The sequence below is a fragment of the Burkholderia guangdongensis genome (assembly GCF_013403875.1).
In the GTDB taxonomy this organism is placed as follows: domain Bacteria; phylum Pseudomonadota; class Gammaproteobacteria; order Burkholderiales; family Burkholderiaceae; genus Burkholderia; species Burkholderia guangdongensis.
Window position 1 is genome coordinate 581,017 of record NZ_JACBNX010000001.1, and the last position, 16,794, is coordinate 597,810.

Annotated in this window: 14 protein-coding genes; 6 read left to right on the forward strand and 8 right to left on the reverse strand. The window is 68.8% G+C overall.

Features of this window, described 5'->3' with window-relative positions:
• The 5 genes from HZI36_RS02505 to HZI36_RS02525 all read left to right on the forward strand — a co-directional run bounded on the left by HZI36_RS02505 (position 1) and on the right by HZI36_RS02525 (position 5,394).
• Entirely contained in the window at positions 1 to 1,065 is a 1,065-nt protein-coding gene (locus HZI36_RS02505) for a phytoene/squalene synthase family protein (protein WP_179401014.1), read from the forward strand.
• 359 nt (positions 1,066 to 1,424) lie between these two features.
• Positions 1,425 to 2,648 carry a porin gene (locus HZI36_RS02510; RefSeq protein WP_179401015.1) on the forward strand — a complete coding sequence of 408 codons (1,224 nt, stop codon included), beginning with the start codon at positions 1,425 to 1,427 and terminating at the stop codon, positions 2,646 to 2,648.
• Positions 2,649 to 2,992: 344 nt separating this feature from the next.
• A complete protein-coding gene (locus HZI36_RS02515) occupies positions 2,993 to 3,679 on the forward strand; it encodes a type 1 glutamine amidotransferase domain-containing protein (RefSeq protein WP_179401016.1) in 687 nt (228 codons plus the stop codon).
• A 121-nt stretch (positions 3,680 to 3,800) separates the two neighbouring features.
• Positions 3,801 to 4,871, forward strand: coding sequence for an AI-2E family transporter (locus tag HZI36_RS02520; protein ID WP_179401017.1), 1,071 nt, complete (start codon positions 3,801 to 3,803; stop codon positions 4,869 to 4,871).
• Between the two features lie 148 nt (positions 4,872 to 5,019).
• On the forward strand, positions 5,020 to 5,394 hold the full coding sequence (locus tag HZI36_RS02525) for a hypothetical protein (RefSeq protein ID WP_179401018.1): 375 nt from the start codon (positions 5,020 to 5,022) through the stop codon (positions 5,392 to 5,394).
• Between the two features lie 53 nt (positions 5,395 to 5,447).
• On the opposite strand, the gene HZI36_RS02530 is transcribed toward HZI36_RS02525, so the two are convergent.
• Positions 5,448 to 6,242 (reverse strand): SDR family NAD(P)-dependent oxidoreductase, encoded by a 795-nt coding sequence (locus tag HZI36_RS02530; protein WP_179401019.1) that lies wholly within the window; start codon positions 6,240 to 6,242, stop codon positions 5,448 to 5,450.
• A 138-nt stretch (positions 6,243 to 6,380) separates the two neighbouring features.
• Positions 6,381 to 7,226 (reverse strand): TauD/TfdA dioxygenase family protein, encoded by an 846-nt coding sequence (locus tag HZI36_RS02535; RefSeq protein ID WP_179401020.1) that lies wholly within the window; start codon positions 7,224 to 7,226, stop codon positions 6,381 to 6,383.
• A gap of 138 nt (positions 7,227 to 7,364) precedes the next feature.
• Between HZI36_RS02535 and HZI36_RS02540 the strand changes: the two genes are divergently transcribed.
• Positions 7,365 to 7,544, forward strand: a complete 180-nt coding sequence (locus HZI36_RS02540; RefSeq protein WP_179401021.1) for a hypothetical protein — start codon at positions 7,365 to 7,367, stop codon at positions 7,542 to 7,544.
• On the opposite strand, the gene HZI36_RS02545 is transcribed toward HZI36_RS02540, so the two are convergent.
• The 6 genes from HZI36_RS02545 to HZI36_RS02570 form a co-directional block, all read right to left on the reverse strand.
• Entirely contained in the window at positions 7,460 to 8,914 is a 1,455-nt protein-coding gene (locus HZI36_RS02545; protein WP_179401065.1) for a heavy metal sensor histidine kinase, read from the reverse strand. The genes HZI36_RS02540 and HZI36_RS02545 overlap by 85 nt on opposite strands.
• A gap of 8 nt (positions 8,915 to 8,922) precedes the next feature.
• Positions 8,923 to 9,618, reverse strand: coding sequence for a heavy metal response regulator transcription factor (locus HZI36_RS02550; RefSeq protein ID WP_179401022.1), 696 nt, complete (start codon positions 9,616 to 9,618; stop codon positions 8,923 to 8,925).
• An 84-nt stretch (positions 9,619 to 9,702) separates the two neighbouring features.
• A complete protein-coding gene (locus tag HZI36_RS02555) occupies positions 9,703 to 11,157 on the reverse strand; it encodes an efflux transporter outer membrane subunit (protein WP_218883578.1) in 1,455 nt (484 codons plus the stop codon).
• An 83-nt stretch (positions 11,158 to 11,240) separates the two neighbouring features.
• The gene (locus HZI36_RS02560; RefSeq protein WP_179401024.1) at positions 11,241 to 12,494 is read right to left on the reverse strand and encodes an efflux RND transporter periplasmic adaptor subunit; all 1,254 of its coding nucleotides are present in this window, start codon (positions 12,492 to 12,494) and stop codon (positions 11,241 to 11,243) included.
• Between the two features lie 31 nt (positions 12,495 to 12,525).
• The gene (locus HZI36_RS02565; protein WP_179401025.1) at positions 12,526 to 15,687 is read right to left on the reverse strand and encodes an efflux RND transporter permease subunit; all 3,162 of its coding nucleotides are present in this window, start codon (positions 15,685 to 15,687) and stop codon (positions 12,526 to 12,528) included.
• Positions 15,688 to 15,802: 115 nt separating this feature from the next.
• Positions 15,803 to 16,504, reverse strand: coding sequence for a Crp/Fnr family transcriptional regulator (locus tag HZI36_RS02570; protein ID WP_246326932.1), 702 nt, complete (start codon positions 16,502 to 16,504; stop codon positions 15,803 to 15,805).
• Positions 16,505 to 16,794: the final 290 nt, after the last annotated feature.

Genomic DNA, 16,794 nt, shown 5'->3' on the forward strand with positions numbered 1-16,794 from the left:
ATGACACCCGACACCGATCGCGCCTTCCTTCTCGGCGACTTGCTGAAGAACGTTTCCCGCTCCTTCTATTTGACGCTGCGCGTGCTGCCCGACGGGATGCGCGATCCGGTCGGCCTCGCGTATCTGCTCGCGCGCGCGGCCGACACGATCGCGGACACCGCGCTGGTCGCGGCCGATCGCCGCACCGACCTCTTGACGCAGTTGCGCGCGAACGTCGAACGGCTCGACGACGGCGACGCGCTGTCGCGCGCGCTCGACGACGTGACGCAAATGCAGGCCGATTCGCACGAGCACGTGCTGCTCGGCGCGATGAAGCCGATGCTCGCGCTGCTGCGCGCGCAGCCGGCGCAGGATCGCGCGGCGATCCAGAAGGTCGTCGCGACGCTGACGTCGGGGATGGCGTTCGATCTCGGCGCGTTTCCGGACGAGCGCTCGGGGCAGGTCGCCGCGCTCGGCACGCGCGATGCGCTCGATCGCTATACGTACCTGGTCGCGGGCTGCGTCGGCGAGTTCTGGACCGATATGACGGCCGCGCATACGCCGGCCGCGCGACGCTGGGATCTGCCGGACATGCGGGAGAAGGGGATCCGCTTCGGCAAGGCGCTGCAGATGACGAACATCGTGCGCGACTGCGCGAAGGATCTGCGGATCGGCCGCTGTTACGTGCCGCAGGCGGCGCTCGACGCGCACGGGCTGCAGGTCGGCGATCTGCTCGCGGCCCACGCGTCGCGGCGCGCGCGGCCGGTGCTGTTCGAGCTGCTGCGCATCGCGCTCGCGCAGTACTGCGACGCGTGCGCGTACACGCTCGCGATTCCGCGCCGCTTCGTGCGGCTGCGGCTTGCGTGCCTGTGGCCGATCCTGATCGGCCTCGAGACGCTCGAACTGCTCGCGCGCCACGACGCGTGGCTCGACCCCGCGCAGCCGGCGAAAGTGCCGCGCAAGCGCGTGTACCGGATCATCGCCGGCTCGCTCGCGATCGTCGGCTCGAATGCGGCGATTCGCGCGCGGCTCTCGCGTCTCGCCGATGCGGTCGATGCGCGGATCGCGGAGCACGGCGCGACCTGATCGCGGTGCCGTCGATGCCCCCGATGTCCGGAGCATGAAATATGCCCGCCACATTTGTCCAGACAGGCTGGATGCATCCGTCCGGTCATCTCAAGGCATACGATGACATGGGGCGAATTTGTCGCGCGAGTAAAAATGTAAAGCTAGGGTTTTTACCTATCTTCGATGGAAGCCCGCGTCCCGCAAGGGTTTTAGGGCGACGTGTAACTGTTTAGTGAATTTATGCGTTGCGCAGATCATACGATGACCGACGCATTGGTTGGGAAACATTTGGTAATCCGTCAGAATTGGGCCCGCATGTGCACGCACTGCGCACACCACACCACAAAAGAACTTCATTCTTTTCGGACGGAGCATCGATGAAAAAGAGCGTCGCCCTCGCGATGACGGCAGCCGGTTTCGCGGCCGCCACCGCCCACGCCCAAAGCAGCGTGACCCTGTACGGTATCGTCGACAACGGTATCGCCTACCAGAACAATGCTGCGCCGAGCGTCGGCGCGACGTCGGGCGGCCACGCCGCATGGAAGATGTCGACGGGCGTGTGGGCGGGCAGCCGCTTCGGCCTGAAGGGTGCGGAAGACCTCGGCGGCGGCACGAAGGCGATCTTCCAGCTCGAAGCCGGCGTGAACACCGCGAACGGCCAGTCGACGATCCCGAACGGCGGCATCTTCACCCGCCAGGCATGGGTTGGCCTGACCAACGCGACGTACGGTACGCTGACGGCCGGCCGCCAGTACACCGCGTACTACACGCTGCTGTCGCCGTATAGCCCGACGACCTGGCTGACCGGCTATTTCGGCGCGCACCCGGGCGACATCGACTCGCTCGACACCAGCTACCGCACGAACAACTCGGTCGTCTACATGTCGCCGAGCTACTACGGCTTCACGGTCGGCGGCTCGTACGCGTTCGGCGGCGTGCCGGGCAGCGTGAACCAGGGCTCGACCTGGAGCGCGGCGGTCCAGTACCTGAACGGTCCGGCAGGGATCGCGGTCGGCTTCCAGCGCATCAACAACTCGACGCCGGGCGGCGGCGTGTGGGGCGCGAACTCGACGGCGCAGAACGGCCTGGATACGTCGGGCAACGGCGCGCAACCGGCGCTGTCGGCGATCAACAACGGTTACAAGACCGCGCGTGCGCAGCAGCGCGTCGCCGTGACCGCGGGCTACCAGTTCTCGCCGGCATGGGACGTGTCGGCATCGTACTCGAACGTCCAGTACATCCCGGGCGCGAACTCGGCGTTCACGAACACCGCGATCTTCAACACGGCGGGCGCCGTGCTGCACTGGAAGGCGACGTCGGCATGGGATTTCGCGGCCGGCTACTCGTACACGCGCGCGACCGAGGCGAACGGCATCTCGAGCTCGGCGAAGTACCATCAGGTCACGCTGTCGCAGTACTACACGCTGTCGAAGCGCACGGGCCTGTACGCGGTCGAGGCGTATCAGCACGCGACCGGCAATACGCTGAACGCGGGCCAGATCACCAGTGCGACCGCATCGATCGGCGACGGCTTCGGCACCTCGCCGTCGGCGTCGCAAAACATGGTCGGCGTGGGCGTTGGCCTGATCCACCGCTTCTGATGTCCGGCGGCGCTTCGGCGCCGCGGCGGAACGAGAAAGCCGGCTCTCGAGCCGGCTTTTTTGCATCTGGACGGTCGGCGTGTCACGTCGGCATCTTGCGGAACGCGATCGCGAAGCGGTTCCAGCTATTGATCGTGGACACTAGCAACTACAGAGCGCGCGACGCAATGCGCGGATGCAAGTGCGTGCGCCGTGGCGCAATATTCAACCTATCGGGTCGGCGGGGCGTCGAACACCGAAACCGGACCTGCCCGCCGCGCATGCCGATATCCCGCCGGGCCACCCGGCGCCCGCCGCGTGCGACGCGCGGCTCCGTTTCCGTACTTTCGTAGGAGTGCCCGATCATGAAGATTCTGGTTGTCCTGACGTCGCACGACGAACTCGGCACGACCGGCAACAAGACCGGCTTCTGGCTCGAGGAGCTGGCCGCGCCGTACTACGCGTTCAAGGGCGCGGGCGCCGAGCTGACGCTCGCGTCGCCGGCCGGCGGTCAGCCGCCGCTCGACCCGAAGAGCAGCGATCCGGGCTCGCAGACCGACGCGACGCGGCGCTTCGACGCGGACCCCGACGCGCGGGCCGCGCTCGCGACGACGCGGCGTCTCGCCGACGTGTCGGTCGACGACTACGACGCGGTGTTCTATCCGGGCGGCCACGGCCCGCTGTGGGATCTCGCCGACGATTCGCACTCGATCGCGCTGATCGAGCGCGCGATCGCGGCGGGCAAGCCGGTCGCCGCGGTCTGCCACGCGCCGGGCGTGCTGCGCCACGTGAAGAATCCGGCGACCGGTGAATCGATCGTTCGCGGCAAGCACGTGACCGGCTTTTCGAACAGAGAGGAGGCGGCCGTCGAGTTGACCGAGGTCGTGCCGTTCCTCGTCGAGGACATGCTGAAGACGAACGGCGGCCTCTATACGCACGGCCCCGACTGGGCGCCGCACGTCGAGACGGACGGGCTGCTGATCACCGGGCAGAATCCGGCGTCGTCGGAGCCGGTCGCGCAAGCGCTGCTCGCGCTGCTGAAGCGAGGCTGAAGCGAGGCTGAATCCGGCGCGACGACCGGCGCATGCCCCGACCCCGATAGAATGGCGGTGCGCGCAGGCATCGGCCTGCCGCGTATCGCCATTTCAATATCCAACGACAATCCGAGGTGTCATGGGCGCGAACGTTCCGCCATCTTCCGATTCCTTCGATCGCCCGAGCGCGCAGCAGATCGCGCGGGCCGTGCTTTACGCGGGGCTGCTCGCGATCGCGCTGTGGGTGATCCGCGACTTCATTCCGTCGATCGCGTGGGCATGCGTGATCGCGATCGCGCTGTGGCCGCTGCTGAAGCGCATCGAGACGCGTGCGCCGTTCCGCGGCCGGCCGACCTTCGTCGCGACCGCGATCACTGCCGCCGTGTCGCTGCTCGTCGTGCTGCCGTTCGCGATCGGGCTCGTGCAGGCGATCGGGCAGGCGCACGAGCTGCGCGAATGGGTGCGCGGGATCCAGCAGAACGGGCTGCCGTTGCCCGAGGTCGTCGCGCGGCTGCCGTTCGGCGCGACGCAGGTCGCCGCCTGGTGGCAGGCGCATCTCGCGCATCCGCTGCATTCGGCGACCGCGATGAAGGGCGTCAGCGGCGAGACGTTCCTCGCGGTCGGCCGCCAGTTCGGCTCGAAGCTCGCGCACGCGCTGCTTCAGTTCGGCTTCATGCTCGTCACGCTGTTCGTGATCCTGCGCGCCGGGCACCGCCTGTCGGGCGCGCTGCTGCACGGCGCGCGGCGTGCGTTCGGCAGCGGCGGCGCCGAGCTGATCGAGCGGATGGCCGCCGCGGTGCAGGGTACCGTGACGGGCCTCGTCGTCGTCGGGCTCGGCGAAGGCGCGCTGCTCGGCGTCGCGTATGTGCTCGCGGGCGTGCCGCATGCGGCGCTGCTCGGGCTCGTCACCGCAATCGCCGCGATGTTGCCGTTCTGTGCACCGGTCGTGTTCTGCGCGGCCGCGCTGTGGCTGTTCGTGCAGGGCGCGGCGGTGTGGGCGATCGTCGTCGCGGTCACCGGCTTCGTCGTCGTGTTCGTCGCCGAGCATTTCGTGCGGCCTGTGCTGATCGGCAATTCCGCGCGGCTGCCGTTCCTGCTCGTGCTGTTCGGGATTCTCGGCGGCGCCGAGACGTTCGGGCTGCTCGGCCTGTTCATCGGCCCCGCGCTGATGACCGTGCTCACGATGCTGTGGACGGAATGGGTCGAATAATCGGGGCGCATGCAACGATTGTTGACCGCTTGTTGGCCATTCGGCCCTGGGTTGGCGCCGGTCTTTACAATTCTTGGCCATTGCGGTGAGCGTCTCGATTAGCATGAGGTTTTCATCGCGCGATCTCGCGCCGCCGAATTTTCCGATCATGCGATTCGCTCCGACGTCCCGGCCCGTGCTGACGCTGTCCCTCGCGGCAAGCTGCCTGATGAGCGGCTGTTCGTGGTTCGACTTCCTGCTGCCATCGTCGTCGTATGCGCGGATGCCGGTGCCGGCGACCGCATCCGCGCCCGGCGCGACGCGCGCGCAGATCATCGAGGCAGGCGGCAATCCGGGCAGCGTGTGGATGGTCCGCAACGGCACCGGCGTCTGCTACAACTACGTGCTCGAGCGCGGCGACCATCACCGGCCTTACTACGTGGTGTTCGATCGCACTGGCGCGGTCGTCCGCCACGGCTTCAATACCTGCATGGACGCCGATCGCAAGGGGCTGCTGCGGATGCGCGACGCGACCGCGCAGTAGTGCGCGGTCATGCGTGGGTAGTGCGCAGGTCGTGCGCTACCGCGCGCGATCGATCAGGCGAGCGTGTCGACGATGCCGCCATCGACGCGCAGCGCGGCGCCCGTCGTCGCGGATGCCTGCGGCGAGCATGCATAGACGACCATGTTCGCGACTTCGTCGGGCGTCGCCGGACGCTGCAGGATCGAGCTCGCGCGATGCGTGCGCACGAACTCGACCGCGACCTCGTCGACGCTGCGGCCGGTCTTGTCTGCCACGGCCTGCAGCATCGTGCGCACGCCGTCGGACAGCGTCGGCCCCGGCAGCACCGCGTTGACGGTGACCTGGCTGCCCGCCGCGAGCTTCGCGAGGCCGCGCGCGATCGACAGCTGAGCGGTTTTCGTGAAGCCGTAGTGGATCATGTCGACCGGAATGTTCAGCGCCGACTCCGACGAGATGAACACGACGCGCCCCCAGTCGCGCTCCAGCATCCCCTTCATGTAGTGCCGCGCGAGCCGCACGCCGGACATCACGTTCGTCTGGAAGTAATGTTCCCATTCGGCGTCGTCGATGTCGAAGAACGGCTTCAGCCCGTAGATGCCCGCGTTGTTCACCAGAATGTCGGCGTGCGGCGCGGCGGCCGTGAGCCGCGCGGCGCCGTCGGGGCCGGACAGGTCGGCGGCGACGCCGTCGACGGTCGCGCCCGGCGCCGCGGCGCGCAGCCGCGCGAGCGCGGCGTCGACCGAGGCGTCGCTGCGCCCGTTGACGACGACCCGCGCGCCGGCGCGCGCGAGTCCTTCCGCGATCGCGAGCCCGATGCCCGCGGTCGACGCGGTCACGAGAGCCGTCTTGCCTTTCAGATCGATCTGCATATGCGTGCTGTGTCCTCGGGAGAGGGAGTCGGGCGGCGTCGCTCGCGCGTCGGCGGGCGGCCGAATTCACAGCTTAGGCGACGGCGGGCAGCGGCGCGCGAATCGTATTCGAGGATCTGATCGCGCGCGTCGACGCGCTCAGCCGAGCGTCCGGTCCGCGACCGTGATCCGGTGCAGCAGACGGCGATGCCCTTCGTAGCCGCCGGTCGCCGCATGGATCACGCAACGGTTGTCCCACATCACCAGCATGCCCTGCGACCAGCGGTGCCGGTACACGAATTCGGGCCGCGCCTGATGCACGAACAGCTCGCGCAGGATCGGCGCCGCTTCGTCGTCGCGGATCCCGTCGATCCCGATCGTGTAACCGGGGCTCACGTACAGCGCGGTGCGGCCCGTCTCCGGATGCACGCGAGCAATCGGGTGCAACTGCGTCGCGAGTGCGTCGTCCGAATAGCGGATCGCCATCGAGCGCCCCGCGTCCTTCTCGCCGTACGCACCGTCGCGCGCATAGCCGCGCCGCGCCGAATGCACGCCCTGCCTGCCGGCGAGCAGCGCCTTCAGGTCGGCGGGCAGCGCATCCCATGCCGCGTACTGGTTCGCGAACAGCGTGTCGCCGCCCGTCGGCGGAATGATGTCGCCGTACAGCACGGTCGCGGCCGGCGGCTGCGCGAGGAAGCTCCAGTCCGAGTGCCACGACTCCGCGAAGATCGGCGTGCGCTCGTCCGCCTCGCGGCGTACCTGCGCGACGTGCGGATGCCCCGGAATCGCCTCGAAGAACGGATCGACGCCGAACGGGCCGATCGTGCGCGCGAAGCGCTCGATGTCGTCGACGGTCAGCGACTGGCCGGGAAACGCGAGTACCTGATGTTCGAGCCACAGCGCGCGCAGCGCGTCGACTTGCGAGTCGGCGAGCGGCTGGTTCAGGTCAAGGCCTTCGATCAGCGCGCCGCAGGACGCGGGTTGCGGCGTGACGTGCAATGGCATGGCGTCTCCTTTTTATCAGGGCCGTAGGCGCTCGGCGGCGGGTATCGGGAAGGGCCGGGATGCGTCCCGGCCGGGTCGCCGGGTAGTGTACCCAGTCGGCGGGAGGGTGGGAGGGGTGTTTCCGGGACGGGCGGTGCGGTGAATGCGCGAAGCGGGCGTGCGTCCGGTCAGGCGGGCGGCGTCGCGTTCGTGCCGCTCGACGTGCCGGATCTCGACGTGTCGCTGCACGCGCGCTATCGCGCGGACGATACGTCGACGGTGCTCGCCGCGTTTCTCGACACGCTGCGCGACGTGGCGGCCGACGCCGCGACGGGCTGATCCGGCTGCGCCGCCACCGAAAACCCGAACGTATTCATCCCGCCCGCACACGCGACGAACACGCCGCCGCCGTGCATCTCCGCGACCGCCTTCACGATCGACAGTCCGAGCCCGTGGTTCTCGTCGCTGTTCGCGCGCGCTTCCTCGAGCCGGTAGAAGCGCTCGAAGATATGCGCGCGCTGCGCGGCGTCGATCGGCTCGCCCGGGTTCGCGACCGACACCTCGACGAGCGCGTCGCGCCGCGCGATCGCGATGCGCAGCGTGCCGCCCGGCGCCGAATGCTGGATCGCGTTGATCAGCAGGTTCGTCATTGCGCGCCGGAACAGCGACGGATCGACGCTCGCGCGCGCGTCGCCGTGCAGCTGAGCGTGGAGCTGCGCGTCGTCGAGCGGAATCTCGACGAACGCGAGGATGCGCCGCACCTCGTTCGCGAGCGACACGTCCTTCAGATCGCTCGCGCGCTCGCCGCGGTCGCTGCGCGAAATAAACAGCATGTCGTTGATGATCACGCGCAGCCGCTCGAATTCCTCGAGATTCGACTGCAGCGTCTGGCGCATCCGCTCGACCGAGCGGTCGCGGCTCGTCAGCGCGACCTGCGTCTGGCCGATCAGGATGCTGACGGGGGTGCGCAGTTCGTGCGCGACGTCCGCGTTGAACGCCTCGAGCCGTTCGTACGCGTGCTGGATCCGTTCGAGCGCGCCATTGAACGATGCGGCGAGATCGTGCAGTTCGGGCGGCAGCGCGTCCGTGCGCAGCCGCTGCCGCCGGTTCGCGGGGCTGAGCGCGGCCGCCTGCTGCGACAGCCGCTCGAGCGGCGCGAGCCCGAAGCGCGTGACCGCACGGCTCAGCAGCAGCGCGATGCCGGTCGCGACCGCGACGAGCGCCGCGAGCGTCCAGCCGAAGCGGCGCAGCATCCGCTGCGTGCGCTCGCACGACGTCGCGACGGTCAGCTGCAGCACCGGCCGCTCGCCGCCCGGCGCGATCGTCACGGTCTTCGTCATCACGTCGTAGCTGCTGTGATCGAGCCGGTAGCGCTGGAACGTGTCGGGCGACGCGCCGACCGGCGTGCCCCGCACCGGATGCCCGACGCGGAACGCCGGATTCGCGCTGTCGACCACGTAGTGCGTGGTGCCATCGGGCGGTTCGAGATCGGCGAGCTTCTCGCGCGTGATGTTCTGCCAGTGCGCGACCGTCGTCGCGTGCACGGCGATCATCTCGGCGACCTTCGCGCGCGTGTCGAGCGTCGCGCGCAGCTCCGCGAACAGCTGCCGCTCCATCATCACGAACAGCCCCGCGCCGACGAGTGAGAACACGAGGAACGACGTGATCCCGAACATCGCGGAGAGCCGTAGCGCGATCGAGCGCGTGATCGCATGCTTCATGATCGCCTCTCGCCGTCCGCGTCGTCGCGCACCTCGAGCACGTAGCCCATCCCGCGGATCGTGTGCAGCAGCTTGTCCGGGAACGGGCCGTCGAGTTTTGCGCGCAGCCGCTTGATCGCGGTTTCGACGACGTTCACGTTGCTGTCGAAGTTCACGTCCCACACGAGCTCGGCGATCGTGGTCTTCGACAATACCTCGCCGCTGCGGCGCGCGAGCACGCCGAGTAGCTGGAATTCCTGCGCGGTCAGGTCGAGGCGCGTGCCGTCGCGGCTCGCGCGGCGGCCGATCAGGTCGACGCGCAGATCGCCGACCGAGATCAGCGTCGCTTCCTGCACGCGCGCGCGGCGCGTTAGCGCGCGCAGCCGCTCGATCAGCTCGAGGAACGAGAACGGCTTCGTCAGATAGTCGTCGGCGCCGCCGCGCAGGCCGCGCACGCGGTCGTCGACGCGGTCGCGCGCGGTCAGCATGATCACCGGCGTCTGCTTCTGCGCGCGCAACGCGCGCAGCACGCCGAAGCCGTCGAGCTTCGGCAGCATCACGTCGAGCACGACGACGTCGTAGTCGTACTCGATCGCCTTCCACGCGCCGTCCTCGCCGTCGAGCGCGGCATCGACGACCCAGCCTTCCTCGGTCAACCCGCTCTTCAGGTAGTCGACCACCTTCGGTTCGTCTTCGACGATCAGCACTTTCATGTCAGTCTCCGCCGGGCCGCTCCAAGGAGGCTGACCGCCCCCTCGGGGGGCAGCGAACGTAGTGAGCGTGGGGGCCGTTTCATGTCAGTCTCCGCCGGCCGTCGCCGCGACCGGCATCGCGCCGGGCGCACCCGGCTCCCCGCCGTTCGAGCCGTTCCAGCCGCCGCCGAGCGCCTTCGCGAGATACACGACGAGCGCCGCGCGCTGCCCCTGGATCTGCACCGCCTGGCGCTCGCTCGTCAGCAATTGCTGCTCGGCGGTCAGCACGTCGAGGAACGGCGTGAGGCCGCCCTTGTAGCGATCCTGCGCGAGCGACACGAGCTTGCGCGCATCGTCGACGGCCGCGCTCGCCTGCTGCGCCGCCGCATCGAGCACCGACAGGCCCGTCACCGCATTTTGCACCTCCTCGAACGCGGTGAGCACCGTCTGCCGGTAGGTCGCCTGCGTGGCGACATAGCCCGCCTGCGCGAAATCGACACCCGCCTTCAGCCTGCCGCCCTCGAACAGCGGCTGGCTCAGCGACGCGCCGATCGACCACAGCAGGCTCGGCACCGTGAACAGGTTCGCGAAGTGCGCGGCGTCCCAGCCGATTCCCGGCGTCAGCAGCAGATGCGGGAAATACGCGGCGCGCGCGACGCCGATCTGCGCGTTCGCGGCCGCCATCGCGCGCTCGGCCGACGCGACGTCCGGGCGCCGCTGCAGCAGGTCGCTCGGCACGCCGGTCGGCAGCACCGGCGCCGCGAGCGGCGCGACGCGCGGCGCGAGCGAGAACGCGGGCGCCGGCGTGCCGACGAGCGTCGCGATCGCGTGCTCGTACAGCGCGCGCTGCTGGACGAGCAGTTGCACCTGCGTGCGCGTCGCGTCGAGCTGCGCCTTCTGCTGCATCAGATCGAGCCCCGACACCGCGCCGAGATCGTGCTGCGTGGTGACGTAGTCGAGCGCCTTCTGCTGCAGGTCGATCGAGCGGTTCACGACGTCGATCTCGTCGTCGAGCTCGCGCATCGCGAGATAGCTCGACGCCAGATCGGCGGTGAGCACGACCCGCGCGTTCGCGAGATCGTCGCGCGCCTGGTCGCTCTCCGCCTGCGCGGATTCGATCGTGCGCCGCACGCGGCCGAACAGGTCCGCCTCGTAGCTGACCGACGCGCCGATCTGCATGTCGTTCTGCACGGTCGACGTGTTCGGGACCCCATAGTTCGTCTGCGGCCGGTCGGCGGAGATCTTGAAACGCTGCGTGCTCGCGTTCAGGTTCACCGACGGATATTGCGCGGCGCCGGCCGACGCGAGCGTCGCCTTCGCCTGGTCGTAGCGCGCGGCGACCGCCTTCAGGTTCTGGTTGCCGCGCAGCGCGTCGGTTTCGAGCCCGTCGAGCTGCGGATCGTCGAACGCGTGCCACCACGCGGGATCGAGCGGCGCGTGCGTGGGCTCGGCCGGATGCCAGTACGCGTCGGCCGGATCGAGCCGCCATGCGGCCGGCGTGTCGACGTCCGGACGTCGGTAGTCGGGGCCGACCGAGCAGCCCGCGAGGGTCGCGGTCAGCGCGGCGACCGAGGCTGCGGCAGCAAGTGCCGCGAGCGTGGTGAGCGCAGTAAGCGTGGTGGGGGCGGGCGGCCGGGCTCGCGTCACGACTGCGCTCCGGAGGCGTCCGACGCCGGCTTCGGTTGCGCGTCCGATGCCGCGTTCGGCCTGACGTCGACCTGATCGCCGTTCGCGAGCGCGTCACTCGGATTCACGACGAGGCGGTCGTCGTGCGTGAGCCCGCCGTCGATCTCGAGCGTCTGCCCGACCGTGCGCGCGACCGTGACCGGGCGCAGCCGGATCTGCCCGTTCGCATCGACGACCGCGACGGCCGGCCCCTCCGCGCGGAACAGCAGCGTGTTCGCCGGAATCGTCAGCCGGCCGACCGGCGTCATCGGCAGCGTCGCCTGCACGTACGCGCCGGGCAGCAGCGTGCCGTCCGGGTTCGGCAGCGTGATCTCGATCTGCAGCGAGCGCGTCGCCACGTCGATCGCCTCCGACGTGCGCGTGATCGTGCCGTCGAACGCGCGCCCCGGCAGCTCGGCCTGCGTGACGCTCACGTGCTGGCCGGTGCGGATCTGTTGCGCGTACGCCTGCGGCACCTGCACGTACAGGCGCAGCCGGTCGGCCTGCACGACCGTGAACAGCGACCGGCCCGCGCCGCCGTTGCCCGCGTTCACGAGGTCGCCGACGTCGACGTTGCGCTGCGTGACGATCCCGTCGATCGGCGACACGACCCGCTGGAACGCCTTCAGCTCGGTCAGCCGGCGCACGTTCGCGCTCGCGGCGGCGAGATTCGCGGTGTCCTGGTTGAACGCGCCCTGGCGGTCGTCGAGCTCCTGCTGCGAGACCGCGTCGCGCTGCCTCAACTGCTGCGCGCGGTCGAACGACGTCTTCGCGGTCGCGAGCGCCGCCTGCGCCTGCTCGCGCTGCGCGCTCGCCTGCGCGAGCTCCTGGTTCAGCTCCGGCGTGTCGAGCTCCGCGAGCAACTGGCCCTGCTTCACGTGCGCGCCGATGTCGGCGTCCCAGCGCAGCACGTAGCCGCTCGCGCGCGCGTAGATCGGCGCCTCGACGTAGCCGCGCAGCGTGCCGGGCAGCGTCAGCTTGCCGTCGGCGGCGCTCGCGCTGGACGGATGCACGACCGTCACGTACTGGCGCGCGTTCTGCGCGATCAGCGCGTCGAGATGGCGGCGGTTCAGCAGGTCGGACACGATCGTGCGCGCGGCGCCGATCGCGAGCAGCACCGCGATCAGGATCAGCACGAACCGCGCGCGCCGCCAGACGGCCGCGCGCGGCGGCAGCGCGAGGCCGGACTCGTCCACGTGGATGCCGACGGAGCTGTGATGTTTCTCTTCCATGAGTTCAACCGGGTCGATAGTCGAAGCGGGGTCAGCGGGCGCCGCGTTGCGCACGGCGTCTTGCGAGGCGCGCATGCACGCCGGCGAACACGAGCGGCACGAACAGCAGCGTCGAGACGGTCGCGAACAGCAGCCCGCCGATCACCGCGCGGCCGAGCGGCGCGTTCTGCTCGGCGCCTTCGCCGAGCCCGAGCGCCATCGGCACCATCCCGATGATCATCGCGAGCGCCGTCATCAGCACCGGGCGCAGCCGCGTCGCGCCGGCCTCGAGCGCGGCGGTGAGCGGCGGCGCGCCGTCCGCGAGCCGTTGCCGCGCGAACGCGACGACGAGAATGCTGTTCGCGGTCGCGACGCCGACCGTCATGATCGCGCCCGTCAGCGCGGGCACGCTCAGGTGCGTGCCGGTGATGAACAGCATCCACGCGATGCCGGCGAGCGCGGCGGGCATCGCGCTGACGATGATGAACGGATCGAGCCACGACTGGAAATTGACGACGATCAGCAGATAGACGAGCACGATCGCCATCGCGACGCCCGCGCCGAGGCCGACGTACGACGTGCGCATCGTCTCGATCTGGCCGCGCATCGCGAGCTGCGTGCCGCGCGGCAGCGTCGGGCGCGCGGCGGCGACGATCCTGTCGATGTCGGTCGCGACCGCGCCGAGGTCGCGCCCCTCGACGCTCACGTACAGGTCGATCTCCGGCCGGATGTTGTAGTGCGTGTACACGGCCGGGTTGCCGGTCTCGCTCACGCGCACGAGGTTGCCGAGCAGCTGCAGCGGCGTGCCGGTGCGCCCGGCCGACACCGGCGTCGCGAGCAGGTCGTCGACCGAGCCGACGTTGTACTGCGGAGTCTCGATCGTGATCGGATACTGGACGCCCGTCTTCGGGTTCACCCAGAACGACGGCGTCGTCTGCGTGCTGCCGGACAGCGAGATCAGCATGTTCTGCGCGACGTTCTGTGCGGAGAGATTGAGCTGCTGCATGCGTGTACGGTCCATGTCGGCCAGCAGGGTCGGCTCGTCGTTGCGCTGCAGCACGTGCGCGTCGACCGCGCCGGGAACCTGCCTGACTGCCTTCATCAGGCGGCTTGCGATTGCCATGTTACTCGCGAGATCGTTGCCGAGCACCTGCACGTCGATCGCGGCCGGCTGCCCGAAGTTCAGGATCTGCGTGATGATGTCCGACGGCTGGAAGAAGAACTCGACGCCCGGGAAGCGCTGCGGCAGCAGCGCGCGCAGTTCGTCGACGTAGCGCTGCGTCGGGCCGTGATCGGGTTTCAGCGAGATCATCAGCTCGCCGTCGAGCGAGCCGATCGTGCCCGCGTTGCTGTACGACAGGTTGATCCCGCTGATCGGCAGCCCGAGGTTGTCGACGATCGAGCCGAGCTCCGACGGCGGCACGACCTCGCGCACGACGCGCTCGACCTCGTCGGCGAGCCGCGCGGTTTCCTCGATCCGGTAGCCGGTCGGCGCGCGCATGTGCAGCCGGATGTTGCCGGAATCGGCGTTCGGGAAGAAGTCGCGGCCGAGCGCGAACACGAGGCCCGTCGACAGCACGCAGAAGCCGAGGAAGCAGATCGCGTAGAAGCGCCGGCGCACGAGCAGCTGACTCAGCAGCACGATGTACGACGCGCGCAGCCGCTCGAACGCATGATTGAACGCATGATGGATCCGCGCGAAGCGCGACGTGCCGCGGCTCGCGTCCTGAAGCTGCTTCGGCCGGAACAGCAGCATCGCGAGCGTCGGCACCAGCGTGCGGGACAGCACGTACGACGCGATCATCGCGAACACCACGCTTTCCGCGAGCGGCACGAACAGGTAGCGCGCGACGCCCGTCAGGAAGAACATCGGCACGAACACGATGCAGATGCACAGCGTCGACACGAACGCGGGCACCGCGATCTCGCCCGCGCCGTCGAGGATCGACTCGCGCAATCCGGAGCCGAGATGCAGATGGCGCTCGATGTTCTCGATCGTCACCGTCGCGTCGTCGACCAGAATCCCGACCGCGAGCGCGAGCCCGCCGAGCGTCATGATGTTGATCGTCTGGCCGAGCGCCGACAGCACGATCAGCGACGTGAAGATCGACAGCGGGATCGAGACCGCGATGATCAGCGTGCTGCGCCAGTTGCCGAGGAACAGCAGGATCATCATCGCGGTGAGCGCCGCCGCGATCAGCGCCTCGCGGATCACGCCCTGGACCGCGGCCTTCACGAACACCGACTGGTCGAAGAACGGCGTAATCGTCAGACCTTCGGGCAGCGTCGGGATCACGCGCGGCAGCAGCGTCTTCAGGTCGTCGACGACCTGCAGCGTCGACGCGTCGCCGCTTTTCAGGATCGACATCAGCACGCCGCGCTGGCCGTTCTGGCGGACGATGTTGGTCTGCGGCGAGAAGCCGTCGCGTACCGCGGCGATCTCGCTCAGGTACGTGGTCGCGCCGCCGACCGTCTGGATCGGCAACTGGTTCAGCTCGGCGATCGTGTCGGCCGATGCGTTCGTCTCGATCCGGTATTCGGTCTGGCCCATCTTCGCGGTGCCGGTCGGCAGCACGAGGTTCTGCGCGTTCACCGCGTTGACGACGTCGGCGGGCGTCAGCCCCTTGGCCATCAGCGCCTGCGGATCGATGTCGACCGACACGACGCGCGTGCGGCCGCCATACGGGAACGGGATCTGCGCGCCCGGGATCGTGATCAGCTGCGGGCGTAGAAAATTCAGCGCGATGTCGGCGAGCGACTGCTCGGACAGGGTCTTGCTCGACAGCCCGAGCTGGATCACCGGAATGCTCGACGCGGAATAGGTGATCACGAGCGGCGGCGTCGCGCCCTGCGGCATCTGGCGGACGATCGCCTGCGCGGACGACACCGTCTGCGCGATCGCGGTCTGCACGTTCGCGCCTGGCTGCAGGAACACCTTGACGACCGCGACCCCGGGCAGCGATGTCGACTCGATGTGCTGGATGTTGTTGACGGTCGTCGTCAGGATGCGCTCGTGCACCGACGTGATGCGGTCGTTCATCTCCTTCGCGGAGAAGCCGTTGTACGACCAGATCACGCTGATGACCGGAATGTCGATCGACGGCAGCACGTCGACGGGCGTGCGCATCAGCGTGAGCGGCGTGGCCAGCACGATCATGATGGCCATCACGATGAACGTGTAGGGGCGCTTCAGCGCGAGTTCGACGATCCACATGGGGCGGGGCGGCGGGCGGTGGTCAGGAGTGGCGGAGGACGAACATTCGCATGATAGGCGCGCGCGCGGAACGGGTTGCTGACGCGAAACTGGCGGAATTGTCAGTTTCGCGCGCTCATATCTGCTCGAGCCCGACGCGCGCGAGCCGCGCGAGATCGAGCACGTCGATCTGGTTGTACGCGAGCCGCAGCACGCCGAGCTTTTCGAGCTGCTGCAGCGCGGGGTTGATCCGCTGCCGCGACACGCCGACGAGCATCGCGAGCTCCTCCTGCGAAATCGCGAGCGTCGGGCCGGCGTCCGGGTACAGGTCCGGGTTGAACAGCTGCGCGAGCGCCTGTGCGACACGCGCGTTGACGTCGAGCAGCCGGCTGTTCTGGATCGACGCGATGAACTCGCCCATCCGGTGATTGAGCTGATGAATCACGAAGCGCGTGAACGGCAGGCTCGTGTCGAGCAGCGCATGGAACGTGTCGGCCGGCACGAACAGCACGGTCGAGCGCTGGATCGCGACGACTTCATATTTGCGCGGCTCGCGCTTGATCACGCTGCCCTCGCCGAACCAGCCGCCGGACGGCACGCCCGAGAACGTGCAGCCGCGCCCGGACGCGTTGTAGATCGCGAGCTTCAGCAGCCCGTCGTGCACGCCGATCCAGTACTCGGACGGCGCGAGCCGGTGCGCGACCGTGTCGCCCGCGCCGCGGATTTCCGCGTGCGACTGCGCGAGCACGAGCGCGCGATGCTCGGGCGCGAGCGCGCGGAACCACGCGCAGCGCGCGAACATCGTGGCGAGGGGAGAGGCATCGGCGTTTTCTTGCATCGCGTCTTGCATCGCGTTGAGCGGCGGGATCAGGGATTACCCGGGCGCACGATCGCCAATGCTCTGTCGCTTCGGCGACAGACGGCTCACAATAGCGCGCGGTAGGCTATGCGGAATTGAACCACAACGAATCGACGCTTACGCATCTTGGGAGAATGAAATGAACGCGTCCCACCCGAAACCGTGAGAGCAGAGGAAGGGGTGGATCCTCACGGGCCAACGGCATCGAAGTGCCCAGGTGGAAAATGCACGCATTTCCCGGCAACCGGAGGATCCACGATGAACAGTAT